Genomic DNA, 19901 nt, shown 5'->3' with positions numbered 1-19901 from the left:
GCAAACGGCAGATTATAGCAATATGCTTTCATGGGTGAGTATCTTTACGATGACGATTCGGCTAAGTGAGGTTTCAGCGTGAGTGCGAAAAAAGCACAAATTGGAGTAACCGGTCTTGCAGTCATGGGACGCAATCTGGCTCGTAATCTGGCTAGGCACGGATACACGGTGGCCGTGCATAACCGTTCACCTCAACGCGTTGAGTCCCTCATTGAGGATCATGGCAGCGAAGGGGATTTTATCCCGACAACTTCGCTTGAAGGCTTCGTTGATTCGCTAGAGCGTCCGCGCACCGCCATTATCATGGTCCAAGCTGGTGCTGCCACCGATGCGGTGATTGAGGGCCTGGCAGAACTGATGGAGCCTGGCGACATTATCGTCGACGCAGGCAACGCTCATTTCCCCGACACGATCCGACGGGAAGCAGCTCTGCGCGATCAGGGGATTCACTTTGTCGGAACTGGCGTATCTGGAGGGGAAGAGGGGGCCCTCAACGGGCCGTCCATCATGCCTGGCGGCACTCAAGAGTCCTATCAGACGCTCGGTCCAATGTTAGAAGCCATTTCAGCAAAAGTAGACGGAGTCCCCTGTTGTACTCATGTGGGGCCAGATGGCGCGGGACATTTTGTCAAGATGGTACATAATGGCATCGAATATGCCGATATGCAGCTCATTGCCGAGGCTTATGATCTTTTGCGTCACGGTCTCCACGCCTCTCCCGCTGAAATAGCCGATATCTTTGCTCAGTGGAACCAGGGAGAACTTGAATCGTATCTCATCGAAATAACTGCCGAGGTGTTGCGTCACTTTGACGCGGAAACCGGCAAGGGCTTTGTTGACATCGTTTTGGACCAGGCAGAGCAAAAGGGAACTGGTAGGTGGACTGTTCAAAGTGCACTAGACCTTGGCGTTCCAGTGACAGGAATTGCCGAAGCTACTTTTGCCCGGGCCCTTTCAGGTTCCCTCCCCCAGCGTGAGGCTGCGCGTGCCACGCTTCCAGCTGAGGCACAGCAATGGGACGTCACCCGTCCCGAAGAGTTCATCGAAGATGTTCGCCGCGCGCTGCTGTCTTCCAAAGTCGTTGCCTATTCACAAGGGTTTGACCAAATTGCTGCTGCTTCAGCAGAATATGGATGGAACGTAGATTTGGGTGCAATGGCCCGCATTTGGCGAGGTGGCTGCATCATTCGGGCCCGTTTCCTTGATCGGATTACCGAGGCATATGAGGCTAACCCCGACCTTGCGCTCCTTCTCTCTGCCCCCTATTTTACTAGTGTCGTTTCTGATGGTTTGGGTTCGTGGCGAAAGATCGTTGCTCAAGCAGCGCTGTGTGGCGTGCCCACACCAGCATTCTCATCGTCGTTAGCCTATTACGACGGTATTCGCAGCGAAGCATTACCAGCGAATCTCATTCAAGCTCAGCGCGATTTCTTCGGAGCTCATACCTACCGTCGTACCGACAAACCTGGTTCTTTCCATACAGACTGGTCGGGTGATAGGTCGGAATCGCCAGTATGAGTTTCCATAACCCACTGCGCGATGCCAGAGATCTTCGCCTCGCCCGGATCGCTGGCCCCTCTGCTTTAGTAATTTTCGGGGTGACGGGAGACCTGGCCAAGAAAAAACTCCTCCCCGCTGTGTACGATCTTGCCAACAGAGGCCTTCTACATCCAAGTTTTTCTCTCGTCGGTTTCGGTAGGCGCGACTGGACTGACTCGGAATTTGCAGAAGAAGTAAAGACTGCTGTGAAGGAGCATGCGCGAACTGAGTTTCGCGATAGTACGTGGGACCAGTTGGCGGCAGGAATCCGTTTTGTCACGGGAACCTTTGACGATCCCCAAGGGTATCAATGCCTACGACAAGTATTGGCCGACCTTGACCAGCACAGAGGCACCGGCGGCAACTACGCCTTCTATCTTTCTATTCCTCCGAGTGCATTCCCCGTAGTGTGCCAGCAGCTTGAACTCGCCAACCTGGCCCGCTCAGATGCAGAGCATTGGCGCCGCGTTATTGTCGAAAAACCGTTCGGCAACAATCTTGAGACTGCAGTAGAGCTCAACGATATTCTTAACTCCGTCTTCCGACCAGGTGAAATTTTCCGTATCGATCACTATCTTGGTAAAGAAACTGTACAAAATATCTTGGCTTTGCGTTTTGCGAACCAACTGTTTGAACCCATATGGAACTCCAATTACGTCGATCACGTTCAAATCACGATGGCCGAAGACATCGGCGTGGGAGGGCGTGCAGGGTACTATGACGGAGTTGGCGCAGCTAGGGACGTAATCCAAAACCACCTACTGCAGCTGTTAGCCCTCACTGCCATGGAGGAGCCTGTCACTTTTGAAGCTGCTGATCTAACCGCAGAGAAAGTCAAAGCTCTCTCGGCCGTTCGCCTGCCCACAGACCTGGGGTCCCATACAGCCAGAGGGCAATACACTGGCGGATGGCAGGGCGGCGAAGAAGTCGTTGGATATTTGGAAGAAGGCGGTTTCAGCGCCGATTCCACCACGGAGACCTACGCTGCAATACGGCTCGATATCGACACTAGACGATGGGCTGGGGTTCCGTTCTATTTGCGCACTGGCAAACGCCTCGGTAAAAGAGTAACTGAGATTGCTGTCATGTTCAAAAAGGCTCCCCACCTGCCTTTTAAATCGACTGCCACTCGCGAGCTTACCAAGAATGCCCTAGTGATCCGGGTTCAGCCTGATGAGGGAGTGACATTGAGATTCGGATCTAAGGTTCCCGGAGATTCCATGTCGGTGCGTGATGTGACAATGGACTTTGGATACGGACACGCTTTTACTGAGTCGTCTCCCGAAGCATACGAACGTCTCATCCTTGACGTGTTACTAGGAGAGCCACCGCTTTTCCCCAGACGTGAAGAAGTCGAACTCTCATGGAAGATTCTTGACCCTATCACCGCATATTGGGAGACACTAGATAGGCCTGAAGGGTACCGAGCGGGTACGTGGGGTCCACCTGAAGCCGATGAGATGATGGCCCGAGACGGCCGGGCCTGGAGGTTGCCGTGATCATCAATCTGCAAGGTACTACCGCACAACACATCAGCACTAGTCTCCAACAGGCCCGAGATGAGGGTGGTGCTGTGGCTCTGGGTCGTGTCCTCACGCTCATTATTGATGTTGGCGAACGCGACCCTGAGCTAGCTATCGAGGCTGCAAACCAAGCAAGTCACGAGAATCCTTGTCGGATCATCGTACTCACAGAAGACCAGGCACCCACCTCGGGGCTTGATGCAGAAATACGGCTTGGAGGTGACGCGGGTGCAAGTGAGGTTATCGTATTGCGCTATTCCCCTACTGTTGCTGCGCACGCCGACACCTTGGTTTTGCCGCTTTTGCTTCCAGATACGCCTATTGTCGCATGGTGGCCCTACCAGGCCCCAAATAATCCCTCCGAGCATCCTATCGGGAAACTGTCTCGGCGACGCATTACCGATTCGACTATGTGCAAGAACGGGGTCAATACTCTACGCAAACTTGCCCTGCATTATCAGCCAGGAGACACGGACTTAGCGTGGACACGTACGACCCTGTGGCGCGGTCTTACCGCGGCAAGTATGGATCTACCTCCCTTTGAGCCAGTGCAGAGTGTCACAATCTCAGGTCAATCTACACATCCATCCCTTGACGTACTTCAAGCTTGGTTTTCACATACGCTCGGTGTTCCGGTTGAAATTAACCGAATCGCTGGAGCACCCGCACTCACTGAAGTGCGATTAGATCGGCCATCAGGTCCCATCATTATCAATAGGCCTGACGGCTTGGTTGCCCGCATCAGCCAGCCGGGCCAACCAGATCATTCAATTCCGCTTCCTATTCGTGGTCTTGGCGAATGTATTGCCGAGGAGCTAAGGCGCCTTGATGCTGACGAGGTGTATGGCGAAGTTCTAAAGGAGATGAGTTCGTGACTCGATTAGTGATAGTGCATCCTGATGCGCAGACATTGGCCCACGCGACGGCTGCGCGGCTTATTACTCGTCTTATCGACTTGCAATCCCAACAGGAGTCAATCAATCTGGCTCTTACTGGCGGGACTATTGGTATCGCGACTTTGGCAGCCGTCGCTAAGAATCCCGCGTGTCATGCGGTCGACTGGTCATCTGTGCATTTGTGGTGGGGAGACGAACGGTTCTTACCTTCAGGCGACCCTGATCGCAATGAGACACAGGCCCGGGAGGTATTCATTGATGCACTTGCCCACGTGAACGTCCACCCAGTACCACAAGCAAATTCCGTCCATGAGGCAGCCGAGCTGTACGCCGAGCAGCTACCGGAGCATATGGACATCACTCTGCTAGGAGTTGGCCCCGACGGTCATGTAGCTTCACTTTTTCCAGGGAATCCCGCACTTAGAGTAGCTGGACGCGTGGTTGGAGTAGAGAACTCTCCCAAGCCTCCCCCTAAGCGTGTTTCTTTGACATTTGAGGCAATTAACGATTCTCGCGAGGTTTGGTTGATTGTATCTGGCGCGCAGAAGGCGGATGCGCTCCGAGATCCATCGGTACCAGCAGCTCAGGTGCATGGCACAGACACAACGTTGCTCTTGGCTGATGTTGCAGCGGTGGCAAAGTAATTTCTAGTGGGTGAAAAGAACGCGCGTGCTTCAGCTGGTAGCTGGTCCTTAGCTCTAGGGCTTGGTAGCGGTGTGGCGCTTTTGTTGCCAGCATTCAGTGATTACGTAGCTATCATCTGTGTTCTTGGCGCATTTGTCACTGGCTATGTGGGAATAGTTGACTTCGAAAAAAAGAAAACACCTCATCGGTGGGGCGCAGTATTCGGCATTATGTGCGGAGCAATTGCTCTCTTCCTTATCGTTATCATGCGTATGTCAGCTGCCCGGTAAATGAACGGTTTAGGACCAGGAGACAGCCGATATGTTGGCTCTTTAGGAGACGAGCAGTTTGCAAAAGAAACATTCAGGAAAGTGGGGTAATTGCCGTTTTAAGTCGGAATGAAATAACAGGAAACGGTATCTCAAGAATTCTTCCAACAACAAGTGCTCCAATATATAGGGAGCCCTGATTTCTCTCTAGCCGCAAGGGCACTGACTTTTCCAGGCTCTCATTGGTTACAACACTATGGTCAAGATTTTTCAGGGAGCCATTCTTCGATAAGCTGCACTATTGCGGGGTCATCAGGTTTCGTTGTCGGTCGGAACCTCGCACGCTCTCCTTGAGGACCAAGAAGGAATTTTTCAAAGTTCCATTTGACGCGGCCTGCTTTACCGTTCACATCGGGTATCTGCGTGAGCTCTTTGTACAGTGCATCCGCATGCTTGCCATTGAGTTTCATCTTTGCGGTCATTGGGAAGGTCGTTCCCCATGTAGTCGAACAATAGGTCGCGATACCTCCTTCGCTACCAGGTTCTTGAAGAAACTGATTACTGGGGACACCTATGACGGTAAAACCACGGCCGCCAAAACGCCTGTGGAGTGCCTCCAGTTGTTCATATTGTGGGGTGAGGCCACACCGAGAAGCTACATTCACGACCAAAGCAACTTTTCTTTCAACGAGATCACCAAAAGTGGTCTCGGTACCATCCAACAGAGGCACTTGTATGTCATTAAGATCCATAGCATTAGCCTTCCGTCACTGTCATGCTAACGCGACCTAGGACCAATTGCATAGGCTCTTGTCCTGTATGGCAAGGCTCGCACCTACTTCTCTCATATGTGCTCAAATGTTTTACTGAAACACAGTTAACGTTGCTATTTTCATGTTATTTTCGGATTATAGGCTTTCTGCCTATGGCAATCATCCATCAATAATTCCATCGATGAACATAGTAGAGAGAAGGTGAATACCCACATGACTTCTCCGGCATTGCAGGGGCCAAAAGCTCTGACCCCAGACGAAGAAAAGTACGTCATTCGCAATAAGAACGGCGTACCTGTTGGTACTAAACCACACACCAAATGGACCTGGTGGAAGGTTCTTATTTGGGTAGCGATCTCCTTGGCATGCGCATTAGGTTGGACGATGCTGGCCATCGTTCGCGGCGAAGAAGTGAATACGATTTGGTTCGTTATCACAGCTGTATGCTCCTACGCCATCGCCTATCGCTTCTATGCGCTCTATATTCAGCGCAAAATCATGAAGCCGAACGATTCAAATGCGACCCCGGCCGAACGCATAAATAATGGTAAAGATTTTGACCCGACGAACCGCGTTGTTCTCTATGGTCACCATTTTGCGGCAATCGCAGGAGCTGGCCCACTAGTCGGTCCGGTATTAGCTGCTCAAATGGGGTATCTGCCCGGCACGTTATGGATTATCTTCGGGGTTATCATTGCGGGCGCAGTGCAAGATATGCTTGTTCTCTTCTTCTCAATGCGCCGCGGCGGGCGTTCACTGGGGCAAATGGCCATCGATGAAATCGGTAAAATCGGCGGTACCATCGCAACAATTGGCATATTCGTCATGTTGATGATCGTCCTAGCGGTATTGGCAATGATCTGTGTCAATGCTCTTGCAGAAAGCCCATGGGGCGTTTTCGCGGTTGCCTGCACCATTCCCATCGCGGTTGGAATGGGACTGTGGCTTCGTTTTGTTCAACCGGGGAAAATCACCGCGGTATCCATTGCCGGGTTTATCCTTCTGATTGCTGCCATCATCGGTGGCCGCTGGGTTGCAGAAAACCCCACACTGTCAGATTTCTTCCATCTATCACCCACTGCCCTCGTATGGTGCATGGTAATTTATGGATTCTTAGCAGCGGTGCTCCCTGTGTGGCTGCTTCTCACTCCACGCGATTACCTCTCCACTTTCATGAAAGTGGGAACAATCGTTGTCTTAGCTATCGGCATTATCGTTGTGCGTCCTATCGTACAAATGCCAGCTATTACTGAGTTTGCCTCGAATACAGAAGGACCCGTTTTCGCTGGGACTCTCTTCCCATTCCTCTTCATCACCATTGCCTGTGGAGCGCTGTCTGGAATGCATGCCACGGTTGCATCAGGAACTACTCCGAAGATGATTCAGAAAGAATCCCAAGCTCGCATGATTGGATACGGCGGTATGCTCATGGAGTCGTTCGTAGCGATCATGGCCTTAGCAGCTGCGGTGTCGTTGAATCAAGGCGTCTATTTCTCGATGAACATGTCTCAAGCTGCAGTCGAAAAAACTGCTGGTATAGAGAAAATCGAAGGCGAAGCGGGGTCTCAAGAGTTCTACGACAACCAGGCAGAGGCGGCAGAACTTGCCATTCAGAACCTCCGCGTCTCAGATACTGCTGGCAATCAGCCCACGATTCAATGGGAATCTGATGCCAATGGGCAGATGGAAATGTTGGAAGGTGCGGAGGCAATCAAAGCAGTTGCCAAAGACGTCGGTGAGCCTTCTGTAGTTTCACGAACCGGTGGCGCACCTACATTAGCCGTGGGTATTGCAAATATCATGCACCAGGTTGGCGGCGGCAAAGCAATGATGGGCTTCTGGTATCACTTTGCCATTATGTTCGAGGCTCTCTTTATTCTCTCTGCAGTAGATGCAGTTACACGTGTTTCACGTTTCCAGTTGGGCGACGCCATAGGCAATATCGTGCCGAAGTTCCGCGACCCATCGTGGCGCATAGGATCGTGGCTCACGACAGGAATCGTCGTGGCAGCGTGGGGTTCACTGTTATTGATGGGCGTGACCGATCCCCGAGGTGGGATCCAGACCCTGTACCCCCTATTCGGCATTGCAAACCAGTTGATAGCGGCTCTGGCACTGCTTCTCTGTACAGTCGTTGTTATCAGAAAAGGATATGCAAAGTGGGCATGGATTCCTGGAATTCCGTTCCTGTGGGACTTGGCAACGACATTCACTGCCTCGTACCAAAAGATCTTCTCATCTGACCCAGCACTGGGCTATTGGAAGCAATGGTCGAATGCTCGTGAGCTGAAGGCCACTTTGACCGAACCTGATGCAATTGCAGTTCAAGATGCGATTATTCGTAATACTTTCATTCAGGGAACCATGTCGATCATTTTCGTCATCTTGGTAACAGCTGTCATAGTTGCTGCAGTAGCTCGCATTATCAAGACGCTTCGCACCAAAGATACAACCAGTTCAGAAGATCCCTTCCAAGAATCTGCGTTCTATGCGCCTAGCCTGCTATTCCCCTCGGTAATTGAGAAGAAACTCATTGCTGAGTACGAAATAGTTGGCGATCCAGCGTTGATTCCTGGAAAATCAACACATGGGAGTCATTAGTTCGCTAGCGACTGCTTGGCGCAGTCTCCGTTGGTTTTCTCGCAACCTCATGGGCGACTCAGCCTATGAGAATTACGTGCGACGTCATGAAATGGTCCACCCGGACCATCCACCCATGACAGAGAAAGAGTTCTGGAGATCCAGAGATGACTTCAACGAGGACAACGTACAAAGTGGCTGCTGCTAAATAGTAACTACAAAAGGGGTGGGTAAGGGCTGCGGTCCCTACCCACCCCTTTGCTATGTCCACAGCAGATCCGCCATTAGCAGCGCAGCACGTCATATATTCGTTTATCCCCCAATACTGGGAACATGACAGATCCCGCACTCCCCCAGTTTTCCCCTCACACTCGCAATCTACTCTACGAACAGCGCATTCTAGTTCTTGATGGTGAACTGACCGATGACAACGGAGTTCTACTCACCTCTCAACTGCTCAGTCTGGCTTCTGAAGATCCGTCTACGACCATATCTCTGTGGATTCATTCACCGGGGGGTTCAGTTCCCGCCATGTTAGCGATCCGCGATGTGATGAGGATTATCCCCTGCGACGTCGCTACGGTGGCACTCGGAATAGCTTGCAGTGCCGGACAGTTCATTCTCACTGCGGGGACACCGGGAATGCGCATGGCTCTCCCCCATGCTCGCATTCTTATGCATCAGGGATCAGCTGGCATCGGTGGGTCGACAATCGACGTCGAAGTTCAAGGAGCTCATCTCAAGCACACCCGAGAAACAGTTTTGCGGATCACAGCCTCCGATACCGGTCAATCGTATGAACAAATATTCCATGATTCACTCCACGATCACTGGTATACCGCTTCCGAGGCAGTGGCCTACGGACTTATCGATTCGATAGTTGATGACTACCAACAGATTATTCCGCAAGCCATACGCAGCGCTGGATTTACCACACCAAGCAACTCAAGAGGAGGACAACAATGAGCTCTTACACAATACCGAACGTTATCTCACACAATCCCCGAGGCGAACGGATCATGGATGTCTTTTCGCATCTACTGACCGAACGCATCATCTACCTAGGTACTCCCATAGATGAAGGAGTTGCGGGGACCCTCATTGCTCAACTGCTCTACTTAGAGTCAGCTAATCCAGAAGACCTAGTTCAGCTCTATATCAATAGCCCCGGCGGTGACCCTTCATCCATGCTCGCGGTCTACGACACCATACAATACATCCGATGTCCAGTTGGTACTACCTGCATCGGTCAAGCTGCAGGGGTTGCCGCCATTTTACTTGCCGCTGGCGAATATGGGCGCCGCGCAGCTTTAAGCCACTCACGAATCGTCCTAGCTCAACCAATATCTCAAGGCCAACGCGGGACGATTCCAGAATTGATTTTGCACGCCGACGAAATGGTTCGTGTTCGTTCTGACTTGGAAACCGCACTATCGCGCCATACTGGTCAGCCCATCGAACGCATCCAAGCTGACTCGAACCTTGACCATGTATTCACCGCTGAAGATGCGTGCACCTATGGAATCGTCGATAGAGTACTAACGATGCGCTGACAAGTTGCTACGCCGCTAGCATCAAAGCAGAGGACACAGACGGCACACCCGAAATACTCGAGGCCGAAACAGGCCAGTGTTCGATAGTTGCCTGGCACAAGTCAAGAACCGTCATACCCAAGGCACCTGCGATAGCCTCGATAATCTCACTAGAGGGATCCTTAATTCCTCGTTCCACCTCGGACAAATATTGGGCAGAGATATCGGCGCGCCGCGCAGTATCTACCAGCCGGTCTCCGCGCATATGACGCCGCCGCCGAATTTCGTGACCCAATAGTTCTCGCCACAACGGCGAGATGGTCTGGGGAAGGTGCTTACTTCTCGCTGTGGAAGTCATATAGGCATGCTACCGAGTGATACATGCATGCGCGTGCCACTCTGCCCTTAGCAGAAGCGATCTGCTGCTATCGCACTTAGCGTTAGCTACCGATACGCTACCTAAACAAAACTCAGCAATATGCGCTAAAGGAAGCAGGACCTGTCCGTGACAAATCCGCTGACAATCGATATATGGTCAGACGTCCAATGTCCTTGGTGCTATATCGGCAAAAGACGTTTTGAGACTGCCTTAGATGCTTTTTATAGTTCCCATCCACAAGTTGACGTGAGAATTGTTTTCCATTCTTTTGAGCTTTCGCCCGACACCCCTCCTAACTTTGTTGGTTCCCCCTTGGACTATCTAGTTAGCCGTAAGGGGCTGAGCGAACAGCAAGTCCTCGACATGTTTGACAATGTGACAGCACTAGCACTGCAAGAGGGGCTTGAATACCACCTGGCTGAAGCCAAACAAGTCAATACTCGTAAAGCACATGAACTGTTGCACTATGCACTCAAAGAAGGAAAGCAAAACTTGGTGAAGGAGGCTCTACTGCGCGCATACTTCACCGAGTCCAGGAACGTTGCTTCCTTAGAAGAGCTGGTTTCCATTGCTGAGGAATGCGGACTTGACGGCCACAGTGTCCGGCAGTCCCTAGAGGCTGGAGAGTTTTCCGCAGCGGTAACGAACGATGAACAGCAGGCGCAAGCCCTGGGTATCACCGGAGTGCCGTTTTTCGTCCTTGCCGGGAAATACGGGATCTCAGGAGCCCAGCCTGTTGAAGTTTTTTCCCAAGCTCTAGAGCAGGTTTACGATGAACAAAACTGACAAGACTGAAAACCACCCACCCCACAAGTCTCAGGTACCTTTGGTTACGCCTCTTATATCATTGCCGGGCCAAGAGTCCGGTGATGTCTGCGGCCCAGATGGGTGCTTATACATCACGAGCGTCCCAAAGCCTGCAGCGCAGAACCAGTCAAGCGATAGGTGTCCCATTCCTCTTGCGGTCTAGCTCCAAGTTTCCGGTACACGGCAATACTCGGTTCATTCCACTTGAGGACTGACCATTCCAGGCGCGGATAGTCACGTTCCACACAGATTTGTGCCAGCGTAGATATCAGCAACCGTCCCATTCCCTCACCCCGTCTATCCTCGCGCACATAGAGGTCCTCTAAATAGATGCCGTGTGTTCCTTCCCATGTAGAAAAGTTGAGGAACCACAACGCCATCCCGTCCAGTCGGCGTCCAGTAACACCTGAAGGAATTACCGTCGCAAATACGGCAGGAGTCTCTCCAAATAGGTGCTCACAAAGGCCCTTTTCCGTAGCCTTGACTGCGTCAGGCTCTCTTTCGTAATCTGCTAGCAGATGGATCATCTCAAGAATTTCCGGAACGTCCTCTGGAACTGCGGGTCTGGTGATAGTCTCAGGCATCTTTCTAGGATAGTCCGAAGTCTCTGCGCATATCCTCTAGCATCGTGTAATCAGAGAGAAGGCACTGGTAAGCCTCGATGAAAACCCCGCACCAAAACCTCAAATCCCCCCAGAAGTTATCGTACTTAGTTCTGTTTTATGACTCTGTAATGTGTGGAAGGGACAGCTTACCGCCCTTTGACAGCTCCGGGTCAGTGCACGATGATAAATCGAAGCAGCATGGGCGTCTTTTACCTGCCAGAAGTTTGGAAATAGTCACTTCGATCCGTTTGGCCCGAGTAACAGGGTTTTTCGTCGCACCTACCCAACGCACCCATTCCCAACGCGCCATGGGAGTAATATCATTCCACTGCTGTTCGGCAGCCTTTTCGCTTTCGAGCGCATCATGCATATCGTTGGGGATGGTTGGTTCAGGCCATTGGGCGCAACGATGTAGGTCAAAATCGATAGTTTCTTCCTGACCAATTTCAGGCATCCCGGTAAGGTCTATCCAATGGCCCCGCAAGCCATCAGGCTCAAGCATGCCAACGTATGGTTTTCCTGCAACAGTACCCTCAATGGCAACTTGACCGCGCGATGGAGCAGCCGCGCTCGCCGATTCTGGAAGTCGGAGAATCATTCGACTACCAATGTCGATAAGGCGGCCTGACCCGGAAATTGACTCTATCTGTACCGGGCGTTCTTGCCCGCTTTGACCTACCATAGGCTCATCTTAGGAGCACTTAAGGATTTCGGCTCATCCACATGTCGACATCTAGTGTAATGATTTATCAGCCTCTGTCAGATACCACTGGGTGAAACGCACCTGCAAACCTGCTCTGGTTGGCGCGCAAGTAAATGGCCCTGCCATCACCCCGTTAGAGCCCGAAAAGGGAGTAACACGCACCAACGCGAAATCTTCACCAACTTTGCGCGCACGAATGATCAGGCAATCATCATGTCGACTTATCCGAATGCACACCTCGGAGTCACTCCATCCAGGAACGGGTGCCACTGACCAATCCGAATTATCGTGTGTGACAACTGCCCCTAGTTGTAATTCCCCATCAGCATATTCGACACCAGCCTTCACCCAGGTGTATTCATTCAGGCGCACAAAAATTCCGGCCTGGTCGAATTGTTGGTCAAAAGATGCCATGAAAGTCACTTCCATAGCTGCGCCAATGGGCAGCTCCTTGACCAAGGCATGCTCAGTATCATGAACGAAACCATAGGAAGTGTTACGCCAGGCATCACTGCCCTCTTGCGCAGTAACGACCATTGTGTCCCCTTTCAGGTCAACCGCCACGGGTTGATGTGTCCACGTTCCTTCATCCCAGGTGATTCTCTGCTTCTCCATGTGGCATAGCGTACAGTGGATGACGCTGCGCATAGTAATGTATATACATGTCTCATTTACGAACTCTAGGTCAGTCAACGAAATTGCAGAATGTCCTCTATGAAATCAGAGGTGCCGCCCTGCAAGAAGCTGCCCGCCTTGAGTCCGAAGGCCACACTATCCTCAAGCTCAATACCGGTAATCCTGCGGTATTTGGGTTCGAAGCCCCTTATCAGATCGTCCACGACATGATTGAGGCAATCCCCGTTTCTCATGGATACAGCGACAGTCGGGGTATTTTGCCAGCTCGGCGCGCTATTATCAGTCGCTATGAGCAAATCCCCGATTTTCCAAAGATCACCCCTGACTATGTCTATTTGGGAAACGGGGTATCTGAGCTCATAACAATGACGATGCAGGCGTTGGTTAATGAGGGCGATGAGGTATTGATCCCCGCGCCTGATTACCCTCTGTGGACTGCAATGACCAATCTGGCAGGGGGAACTTCTGTCCACTACAGGTGCGATGAAGAAAATGACTGGCAACCAGATATAGAAGATATCCGCGCCAAGATTACTCCGCGGACTAAAGCCATTGTCATTATTAACCCCAATAATCCTACAGGTGCTGTATATTCACCAGCGATTTTAGAGCAAATAGTGGAGGTTGCCAGAGAACATTCGCTCCTTATTCTCGCTGATGAAATATACGATCGTATACTCTACGACGGTGCCCAGCACACGTCTATCGCAACACTTGCCCCCGACCTTCTGGTCTTCACCTTTAACGGATTATCGAAGACATACAGAGTTGCTGGCTTCCGTTCTGGATGGCTAGTTATTACAGGACCCAAGAAGCACGCGACCGGGTTCCTTGAAGGCGTCCAGCTTTTAGCATCGACTCGACTATGCGCCAACGTTCCGGCGCAACACGCAGTACTGGCAGCCCTCACCGGAATCCAGTCAATAAGCCAGCTAGTGGCTCCTCCTGGTCGTCTTCACCGACAACGAGACATCTCCTGGGAAGGTCTAGAGAGGATACCTGGTGTTTCATGCGTGAAACCTCAAGGAGCTCTCTACGCTTTCCCACGACTAGATCCTGAGGTGTACGACATCCATGACGACAAACAACTGGTATACGACCTACTGGTTGCTGAACATATTCTCTTGGTTGAGGGAACCGGATTCAACTGGCCGGACCCAGACCATTTACGGATCGTCACTCTTCCCGAACCACGTGTTCTTGAAGAGGCTGTGGAACGATTGGGGAACTTCCTGTCTTCCTACAAGCAATAGCCCATACCACGGGCCTAAGAAACCCATTAGTCACTGAAGTCGGCAATGACAATTTTGCTCATCGCCTGAAGCTTCTTCCATGCGCCCGGACTAAGCATCAAATCTTCTATGGAGTCTGGAACAACCTGCCAGCTCACGTTGAATTGGTCCTTCACCCAACCGCACACCGCAGCTTCAGGTACGGCCGATAGGCGTTCCCAGAAATAGTCAATATCGTCTTGGGTACCGACCCGAATTTCATATGAGACAGCTTCAGAGAACTCAGCTTCTCCTGCCGCGGCATCCATAAGAACAAACCAATTCCCCGCTAACTCGATATCAGAGAACATCACAGCACCTGAAGTCACAGAACCGTTTTCTTCTGGATATGTATAGAGACCTCCAGCGTGGGAAGGAGAGAATACCTTGCCGTAGTATTCCAGCGCGGATGCGGCCTGGTTTTGTTGGTTGCCGCCGAATAGTAAACAGGGAATGACCGGAGGCCTCTGCTCTCCGCCAGGGTTGGTTAACATCAGTTGCCAAGAGTAACCTCCGCTACCGGCAAGCCTCCTTCAGTGAGAGCATCGGCGAGAGGGGCTGCGTCTTTCGCATCATCAAGCACAACGACGGGAACGATACGTTTTGCACCTAGCTGTTCAAGAACTGACATTTCTGCTCCTTGCGCTTCCTAATCTATCTCCATACTCTGCATACGTTACCATTCTAACGACATAAATCCTATCAATTGGCTTATTTTATAGGCCGCATACGTTTGCAGATATATTTTTCTTTTCGCTTCGCCTAGGATGAAAGAAGTGCTCGTCAGTATATGAGTTCGGTTCTCTTTGTGGAGGTGTACATGCCAGCAACCAGTAAGGATGTGGCTAGAGAAGCTGGAGTCTCCCCCTCAACAGTCTCACGAGCTTTTACACGGCCAGAAATGGTGGACCCACACACTCGCGAACTCATCTTCACCACAGCACGTCGGTTGAATTACCGCCCTAATAGGGCTGCGCGGCTTCTCTCTTCAGGCCAGACTGGGTATCTAGGAGCGGTCCTCCCTGACGTCAACAATCCTTTTTTTGCGAGTGTTCTCAAGGGGATATATGGTGCCGCAACCGGCCTAGAACTCCAGGTTCTCTTTGTAGATTTCTGCGATGACGAAAAAGCCGAAGATGAAGCTGTAACAGAACTTACGCCGCAAGTAGATGCTTTCATCTTATGTTCTTCACGACTGAGCGACTCGGCAATCATTAATCTTCACAGCAAACAACCGGTAGTTTTAGTCAATCGCCAAGCCGAAAATATACCTTACGTTCACTTCGACAACGCCGAAGGCATGCGGGAAGCATATATGCATCTCCTCGCACTAGGCCATCGCAGAATCGGATATTGTGGCGGACCCACCCTATCTCGCTCGGCGCAAGAGCGGCTCAATTCCTTTACAGAAATGGCGCAAACTAGCAAAGCGGCCAGCGAAGGCATTTATATAGGAGAATTTCCTTCAACCTTCGAAGGAGGCGCAAAAGCTGCCGACACGGCACTTAACCAAGGTGTCTCCGCAGTGATTGCCTATAACGATGTCATGGCAATAGGGATGATGAATCGCCTCATCAGCTACGGTATCGAACTACCCGCAGACCTATCCATCATCGGTTTTGACGATGTTCCTATCGCTGCAATGATGAGTCCTGAACTTACTTCCGTCCGACTGCCCCAGGAAGAGGCAGGACGCCTAGCCGTCGAACTCGCGGTACAAGAGCTGCAAACTCATGATGCACATTCAGTCGATATGCCAGTGAGTCTCCAAGTTCGCTCTTCAACCTCCCGCTTTCAGCCACACAGGTAGTCTCCAAGGTGAAACTAATCGCGGTGAGGTATGTGCAGCATGTGCTTGACTGCGTGAAGAACGTCCCCCGCAGTCAATTGATTGCCATGCTTGCCATGCCGCCAATACCCTGTGAGATCAAACTCTCCAGCGACAAGTCCCGCCTCTTTTACCCAAGCCCTTAGCGGCTTGATGGCGCTTTGTTCGCCGCCAAACCACACGTAGGTTCCCGGTGAAGGTGGCAGCGATACTTTCTTCGCCTCAGAAACAAGCTCACTAGTGGACCCTGCAGGCCTTCCACCACGAATTATCCACCGGATTTCAAAGCCGGGAGGACACTCCAAATCCTGCATCTCTCCCTCGTCAGCAACCTCTACCAGCACAATCCCACGTAGGTGCGCTGGAATCTCTTCTCGTCGGCGCGCAATTGCCGGAAGAGCTGTCTCATCGCCAATATACATCTGCCAGGAAAAGCATCCGGAATTCGAATTCCTCGCGGAGGTCCAGCTACCCAATTGGCTTCCCCTAGGGGAGCTTCAACTGCCCAAGTGGACCCAACACCACCCTCATGGACGACAATATCAATATCGACTTCACCAGTATTACTATCGTATCGATGAACCGTGTAATCCCGGGATGGCACTAATGGCTTTAGCCAGGAGAGGCGGTCGCCATTTTGAGTGGGAATACGTGTGTGGTCTTCCGGCGGATCAGGAAAGAGTAACTTCACGTGTTCATCTGCAATGTGACTTTCGAAGCCCACGTGCTCAGGGCCGCCCAGAGTCACTCGTATCATTTTTGGCGTCACGCACTCGCGCCGAAGAAGTACCAGTTGCCGAATGCGTACTGACCAGCGCTCTAGTTGCGCCTTTGGACGTACACCTGCATCGGAAATACCCATCCCTCCCTTAGGAGAGATGCAGCGTGATGCCGCACCATTCCCGGTAAACCGCAATTACTTATCTAAAGCATATAGTGATTAGGGTGATCTAAGTGATTGTATGGTATCTGCAATGCATGCCCGCTGACGTCGTCGACAGCTCACAAGAGTGTAATCAGGCGTGTTAGAGAGCCAGTTCCGCCTCTAGTCCGTCATAAAAACTGCGACTCGAAGCAACCGCGCACGTTACTTGCTGCTGCAACTGCTTGTCAGTAACTCCATGTTCCCAGTCAATATTATTTTCAGTGAAGACTCGAACTTTCCCGTCCTCACGAATACGGTAGAAACATTTTGGCCAAAAGTGCGTTCGGTGCCATTCCTCAATAAATATACGCACATCATCTAGGCGTTCTGGATCAATTTCACGATTCCATAATGACTGAATATGGAGGATTTCCTGTTCATCGCCTCGAAGAAGAAAAAAGAAGGTCGATCCGTCCCACAAAGCACCAAAATCATCTTCATCATCTATGAAGTAACGCCAATCATTTTCTTTAAACACTGTGATGAGGCGTTCCTGACTCAGTGGCAGTGCTTCTCCAGTTGGACGTTGGAATAAATCCACGCTTCTACCTTCCCTTAGGATTTTCTGTCATCCAACTTACGCGGAATCAAGCTGAAGAATCAACCTGCAGAAAGACTATTTCCGCAGTCAGGTAGACTAGCGCGACATTCCAAAAGTTCGATTCGACAGCGCGTGCTAGTCCATTACCAAGCGTTCGTCCACCACAGTGGAGTAACTACCCCATTCCCACGTACGGGGTCATAAAACTGTACACCGGGACTTATACCGCCCTGGCAGCTACCACATTGCCCAGGATGCTGCGCTGAGCTAGTCGACAATATCTTTCGCATTGATTTTTGCGTGGGATGCCTGTGCACATGTGTAGGGAGAAGAGTATAAGGGGGACTTCTCGCACACATCTAGCCTCTACTGCTTTGCCGGCTCTTGGGGTTTTGGTGGGGTGTGGGCTGGTAGCGTCGTGCCTGTCCCGACCCCTTGACGGATTTACCACCATTTGACGCGTGGAGTATTAGCCGATGTGCAGTGGGGGGCTCAATGTGCACGGGGCACATACACATTGAGCCTCCCCGCGCACATTGAACTATCCAAATGCCCCAAAGGAATACTTCACACCAAAAACCCAAGAGCCGCTTTGCCGCACAGGTCGATAAGAATACAGCTAATAGCGGTCCGCAAGAAGAAACCCTGCCAATGCACCAAACCGGAAGAACTGAAGTGCCCCAGGCGGGACTCGAACCCACAACCTACGGATTAGAAGGCCGTTGCTCTATCCATTGAGCTACTGAGGCGTGCCCTAAGAGATTACCCGTTCCAAGCGCTCTTGAGCAAAACGAAAGGCGAAGGCACAATGGCCTTCGCCCCTCAAATATCCTTCAATTACTTACCTACTGAGAAAGACCTCACAAACTGAACCAATCCAAGGATGATAAGTGAAATGGCAAGTAGCCACCACAGTACGGTGACGTAGAAGGGAGAGAAGACCAAAACAAGGCCAGCAATAACGGAAAGAACTCCATAGAGGATGTTCCAGCCAGAGCTGGTTCCTTGAGCTACCGACACGAATGCGGTGATGCCTTCCCATATCCATACGATTCCAATAAAGATGCCGACCCAGATTGCAGCAAATAGTGTGGTTTCAGGCAGGTTCATGAGGAATACGATGCCAGCAACGATGTAGAAGACACCTAGCAGACCGATACCAAAGCGCGCCCATCCGCCCCTACCTGCCGCTGAGAAGGCGATCCCTAAGTAGACAACGCCTGCGATAATCATCCAGACTGCCGCTATAGCAACGATGACTTTCGCGCTGGTAACTGGCCAAAAGAGCATGGCGATACCGACAACAAAACTAAGTAAACCGACAATTGCAAGAGCAGAACGGATGCCCCTTGCTGCGGTAGTAAGCCCATCAGTTGACATTTTTTCCCCTGTCTGTGTTTTTTAAGACACTGTCATTATGGAGTCAAAACGAAACTCGCGCAGGTCGAAAATGCGTGACAAAAGAAAAAGCGGCACCAGCATAGCCGGTACCGCCAAAACTTTAGAGCATTTTTCAGCTCTCGATGTCCAGTAAACCCTTCTGGTAAGCCTTAGTCAGCTTGCGAGGAATGCGCACCTGACGACCGTCGACAGTCACACTGTCGAGCGGGGTGAGCTTGGCCTTCCAGGCAGAGCGACGCGTACGGGTGTTGGACCGGGACATTTTACGCTTAGGAACTGCCATGTCCGAACCTTCCTTGTCTGATTGAATGAGAAAACAGCATGCTGTTTTCTTCGAACGCAAGAACTAACTCTGCCAGAAATATCAGCGATATTCCAACTCTGTATAGGATTATTGAGTGTGACATCTGCCCTACCGACAGGGACAATGACTATATGCTGACACTCAAAAGCGATAGTGAGACAACTAGGGAAATCGAAGTACGTCGTTCACGCTTCATTGCCTATGCTTGCCGCGCCGACTCTTCGGATGCAGCACACCGTATCGTGAATAGTCGTCGCACCCGGTATCCTGACGCTCGTCACCACTGCTCAGCCTATGTTATTAGCCAAGAGGGAATGAACCCATTGCTCCATTCGTCAGACGACGGCGAACCATCGGGAACAGCAGGGCCTCCAATTTTGCAGGTGATCAGCCACTCTGGGCTGAGCAACCTGGTGGTCGTTGTTACGCGCTACTTCGGTGGAACACTTTTAGGGACCGGTGGACTGACCCGCGCCTATTCCGATGCGACGGCAGCGGTACTGGATGCTGCGCCGAAGGTCTCATTGGTTCGGCAGGACATCTATCAAACGGAAGTCTCCACGGATGTTGCTGGGAAAGTGGAAGCTGAGCTGCGCGCGGCAGGATTCCACATTGACGAGGTTCGCTGGGGGGCTTTAGTCGATATCAAGGTTGTGACGAACACTCCAGATGAGCTCTCATCCAAGCTTTCGTCCCTTCTGCGAGATTCGGTCACAGTCCAGAAGGTGGGCAGTCGAGAGGTGGAAATGTAGCTTAAGCGTTAGA

At 51.4% G+C, this 19901-nt stretch carries 25 protein-coding genes and 1 tRNA gene; 13 read left to right on the top strand and 13 right to left on the bottom strand.

What is annotated here, in order from left to right; all coding sequences use genetic code 11:
* The first annotated feature begins 78 nt into the window (after positions 1-78).
* From gndA to FYJ24_RS09780, 5 genes are read left to right on the top strand one after another with little or no spacing between them, the layout of a single operon-like run.
* Positions 79-1518 carry an NADP-dependent phosphogluconate dehydrogenase gene (gene gndA / locus FYJ24_RS09800; protein WP_318656633.1) on the top strand — a complete coding sequence of 480 codons (1440 nt, stop codon included), beginning with the start codon at positions 79-81 and terminating at the stop codon, positions 1516-1518.
* Complete coding sequence (gene zwf / locus FYJ24_RS09795) at positions 1515-3038, top strand: glucose-6-phosphate dehydrogenase (protein WP_154545926.1); 1524 nt, start codon at positions 1515-1517, stop codon at positions 3036-3038. The genes gndA and zwf overlap by 4 nt, the downstream gene beginning before the upstream one ends.
* Positions 3035-3937 carry a glucose-6-phosphate dehydrogenase assembly protein OpcA gene (locus FYJ24_RS09790; protein WP_206192635.1) on the top strand — a complete coding sequence of 301 codons (903 nt, stop codon included), beginning with the start codon at positions 3035-3037 and terminating at the stop codon, positions 3935-3937. Before zwf ends, FYJ24_RS09790 begins: the two co-directional genes overlap by 4 nt.
* The gene (pgl, locus tag FYJ24_RS09785; protein ID WP_318656632.1) at positions 3934-4602 is read left to right on the top strand and encodes a 6-phosphogluconolactonase; all 669 of its coding nucleotides are present in this window, start codon (positions 3934-3936) and stop codon (positions 4600-4602) included. Before FYJ24_RS09790 ends, pgl begins: the two co-directional genes overlap by 4 nt.
* A gap of 6 nt (positions 4603-4608) precedes the next feature.
* On the top strand, positions 4609-4872 hold the full coding sequence (locus tag FYJ24_RS09780) for a hypothetical protein (RefSeq protein WP_154545922.1): 264 nt from the start codon (positions 4609-4611) through the stop codon (positions 4870-4872).
* A 239-nt stretch (positions 4873-5111) separates the two neighbouring features.
* Here the strand turns inward: FYJ24_RS09780 and FYJ24_RS09775 are convergent, their stop codons facing one another.
* A complete protein-coding gene (locus FYJ24_RS09775) occupies positions 5112-5603 on the bottom strand; it encodes a glutathione peroxidase (RefSeq protein WP_154545920.1) in 492 nt (163 codons plus the stop codon).
* A 234-nt stretch (positions 5604-5837) separates the two neighbouring features.
* Here FYJ24_RS09775 and FYJ24_RS09770 point away from each other — a divergent pair, with 234 nt between their 5' ends.
* From FYJ24_RS09770 to FYJ24_RS09755, 4 genes are all read left to right on the top strand, one after another.
* On the top strand, positions 5838-8225 hold the full coding sequence (locus FYJ24_RS09770) for a carbon starvation CstA family protein (protein WP_154545918.1): 2388 nt from the start codon (positions 5838-5840) through the stop codon (positions 8223-8225).
* Complete coding sequence (locus tag FYJ24_RS09765; RefSeq protein WP_154545916.1) at positions 8212-8412, top strand: YbdD/YjiX family protein; 201 nt, start codon at positions 8212-8214, stop codon at positions 8410-8412. The genes FYJ24_RS09770 and FYJ24_RS09765 overlap by 14 nt, the downstream gene beginning before the upstream one ends.
* 125 nt (positions 8413-8537) lie before the next feature.
* A complete protein-coding gene (locus FYJ24_RS09760; protein ID WP_154545914.1) occupies positions 8538-9170 on the top strand; it encodes a ClpP family protease in 633 nt (210 codons plus the stop codon).
* On the top strand, positions 9167-9757 hold the full coding sequence (locus tag FYJ24_RS09755) for a ClpP family protease (RefSeq protein WP_154545912.1): 591 nt from the start codon (positions 9167-9169) through the stop codon (positions 9755-9757). Before FYJ24_RS09760 ends, FYJ24_RS09755 begins: the two co-directional genes overlap by 4 nt.
* A 7-nt stretch (positions 9758-9764) precedes the next feature.
* Here the strand turns inward: FYJ24_RS09755 and FYJ24_RS09750 are convergent, their stop codons facing one another.
* Positions 9765-10094, bottom strand: a complete 330-nt coding sequence (locus FYJ24_RS09750; RefSeq protein ID WP_154545910.1) for a helix-turn-helix domain-containing protein — start codon at positions 10092-10094, stop codon at positions 9765-9767.
* Positions 10095-10241: 147 nt separating this feature from the next.
* Between FYJ24_RS09750 and FYJ24_RS09745 the strand changes: the two genes are divergently transcribed.
* Complete coding sequence (locus FYJ24_RS09745; RefSeq protein ID WP_206192634.1) at positions 10242-10901, top strand: DsbA family oxidoreductase; 660 nt, start codon at positions 10242-10244, stop codon at positions 10899-10901.
* Positions 10902-11014: 113 nt separating this feature from the next.
* Here the strand turns inward: FYJ24_RS09745 and FYJ24_RS09740 are convergent, their stop codons facing one another.
* The 3 genes from FYJ24_RS09740 to FYJ24_RS09730 form a co-directional block, all read right to left on the bottom strand.
* Positions 11015-11506: a GNAT family N-acetyltransferase gene (locus tag FYJ24_RS09740; protein ID WP_154545906.1), complete on the bottom strand. Its 492-nt coding sequence runs from the start codon at positions 11504-11506 to the stop codon at positions 11015-11017.
* Between the two features lie 136 nt (positions 11507-11642).
* Positions 11643-12209: a YdeI/OmpD-associated family protein gene (locus FYJ24_RS09735; RefSeq protein WP_154545904.1), complete on the bottom strand. Its 567-nt coding sequence runs from the start codon at positions 12207-12209 to the stop codon at positions 11643-11645.
* A gap of 51 nt (positions 12210-12260) precedes the next feature.
* Positions 12261-12845, bottom strand: coding sequence for a DUF1349 domain-containing protein (locus FYJ24_RS09730; protein ID WP_154545902.1), 585 nt, complete (start codon positions 12843-12845; stop codon positions 12261-12263).
* Positions 12846-12892: 47 nt separating this feature from the next.
* Here FYJ24_RS09730 and FYJ24_RS09725 point away from each other — a divergent pair, with 47 nt between their 5' ends.
* On the top strand, positions 12893-14119 hold the full coding sequence (locus FYJ24_RS09725; RefSeq protein WP_154545901.1) for a pyridoxal phosphate-dependent aminotransferase: 1227 nt from the start codon (positions 12893-12895) through the stop codon (positions 14117-14119).
* Positions 14120-14145: 26 nt separating this feature from the next.
* Here FYJ24_RS09725 and FYJ24_RS09720 read toward each other — a convergent pair whose 3' ends face one another.
* Both FYJ24_RS09720 and FYJ24_RS09715 read right to left on the bottom strand, forming a co-directional pair.
* Positions 14146-14631 carry a VOC family protein gene (locus FYJ24_RS09720; protein WP_154545899.1) on the bottom strand — a complete coding sequence of 162 codons (486 nt, stop codon included), beginning with the start codon at positions 14629-14631 and terminating at the stop codon, positions 14146-14148.
* Complete coding sequence (locus tag FYJ24_RS09715; RefSeq protein WP_206192633.1) at positions 14631-14768, bottom strand: beta/alpha barrel domain-containing protein; 138 nt, start codon at positions 14766-14768, stop codon at positions 14631-14633. Before FYJ24_RS09715 ends, FYJ24_RS09720 begins: the two co-directional genes overlap by 1 nt.
* A 159-nt stretch (positions 14769-14927) precedes the next feature.
* On the opposite strand from FYJ24_RS09715, the gene FYJ24_RS09710 reads away from it, so the two are divergent.
* Positions 14928-15947 (top strand): LacI family DNA-binding transcriptional regulator, encoded by a 1020-nt coding sequence (locus FYJ24_RS09710; protein ID WP_154545897.1) that lies wholly within the window; start codon positions 14928-14930, stop codon positions 15945-15947.
* A gap of 14 nt (positions 15948-15961) precedes the next feature.
* Here the strand turns inward: FYJ24_RS09710 and FYJ24_RS09705 are convergent, their stop codons facing one another.
* From FYJ24_RS09705 to rpmF, 6 genes are all read right to left on the bottom strand, one after another.
* Entirely contained in the window at positions 15962-16387 is a 426-nt protein-coding gene (locus tag FYJ24_RS09705) for a siderophore-interacting protein (RefSeq protein ID WP_154545896.1), read from the bottom strand.
* Positions 16300-16827: a siderophore-interacting protein gene (locus tag FYJ24_RS09700; protein ID WP_154545894.1), complete on the bottom strand. Its 528-nt coding sequence runs from the start codon at positions 16825-16827 to the stop codon at positions 16300-16302. The genes FYJ24_RS09705 and FYJ24_RS09700 overlap by 88 nt, the downstream gene beginning before the upstream one ends.
* Before the next feature lie 163 nt (positions 16828-16990).
* Complete coding sequence (locus tag FYJ24_RS09695) at positions 16991-17431, bottom strand: type III secretion system chaperone family protein (protein ID WP_318656631.1); 441 nt, start codon at positions 17429-17431, stop codon at positions 16991-16993.
* Between the two features lie 676 nt (positions 17432-18107).
* Positions 18108-18180 (bottom strand) — tRNA-Arg (locus tag FYJ24_RS09690).
* Positions 18181-18268: 88 nt separating this feature from the next.
* Complete coding sequence (locus FYJ24_RS09685) at positions 18269-18811, bottom strand: HdeD family acid-resistance protein (protein ID WP_154545893.1); 543 nt, start codon at positions 18809-18811, stop codon at positions 18269-18271.
* A gap of 133 nt (positions 18812-18944) precedes the next feature.
* Positions 18945-19115 carry a 50S ribosomal protein L32 gene (rpmF, locus tag FYJ24_RS09680; protein ID WP_154545891.1) on the bottom strand — a complete coding sequence of 57 codons (171 nt, stop codon included), beginning with the start codon at positions 19113-19115 and terminating at the stop codon, positions 18945-18947.
* A 152-nt stretch (positions 19116-19267) separates the two neighbouring features.
* On the opposite strand from rpmF, the gene FYJ24_RS09675 reads away from it, so the two are divergent.
* A complete protein-coding gene (locus FYJ24_RS09675) occupies positions 19268-19888 on the top strand; it encodes an IMPACT family protein (protein WP_206192632.1) in 621 nt (206 codons plus the stop codon).
* Positions 19889-19901: the final 13 nt, after the last annotated feature.

Origin of the sequence: Scrofimicrobium canadense, from assembly GCF_009696615.1 — a bacterium.
Taxonomy (GTDB): Bacteria; Actinomycetota; Actinomycetes; order Actinomycetales; family Actinomycetaceae; genus Scrofimicrobium; species Scrofimicrobium canadense.
This window is presented reverse-complemented; position numbering and strand designations above follow the sequence as displayed.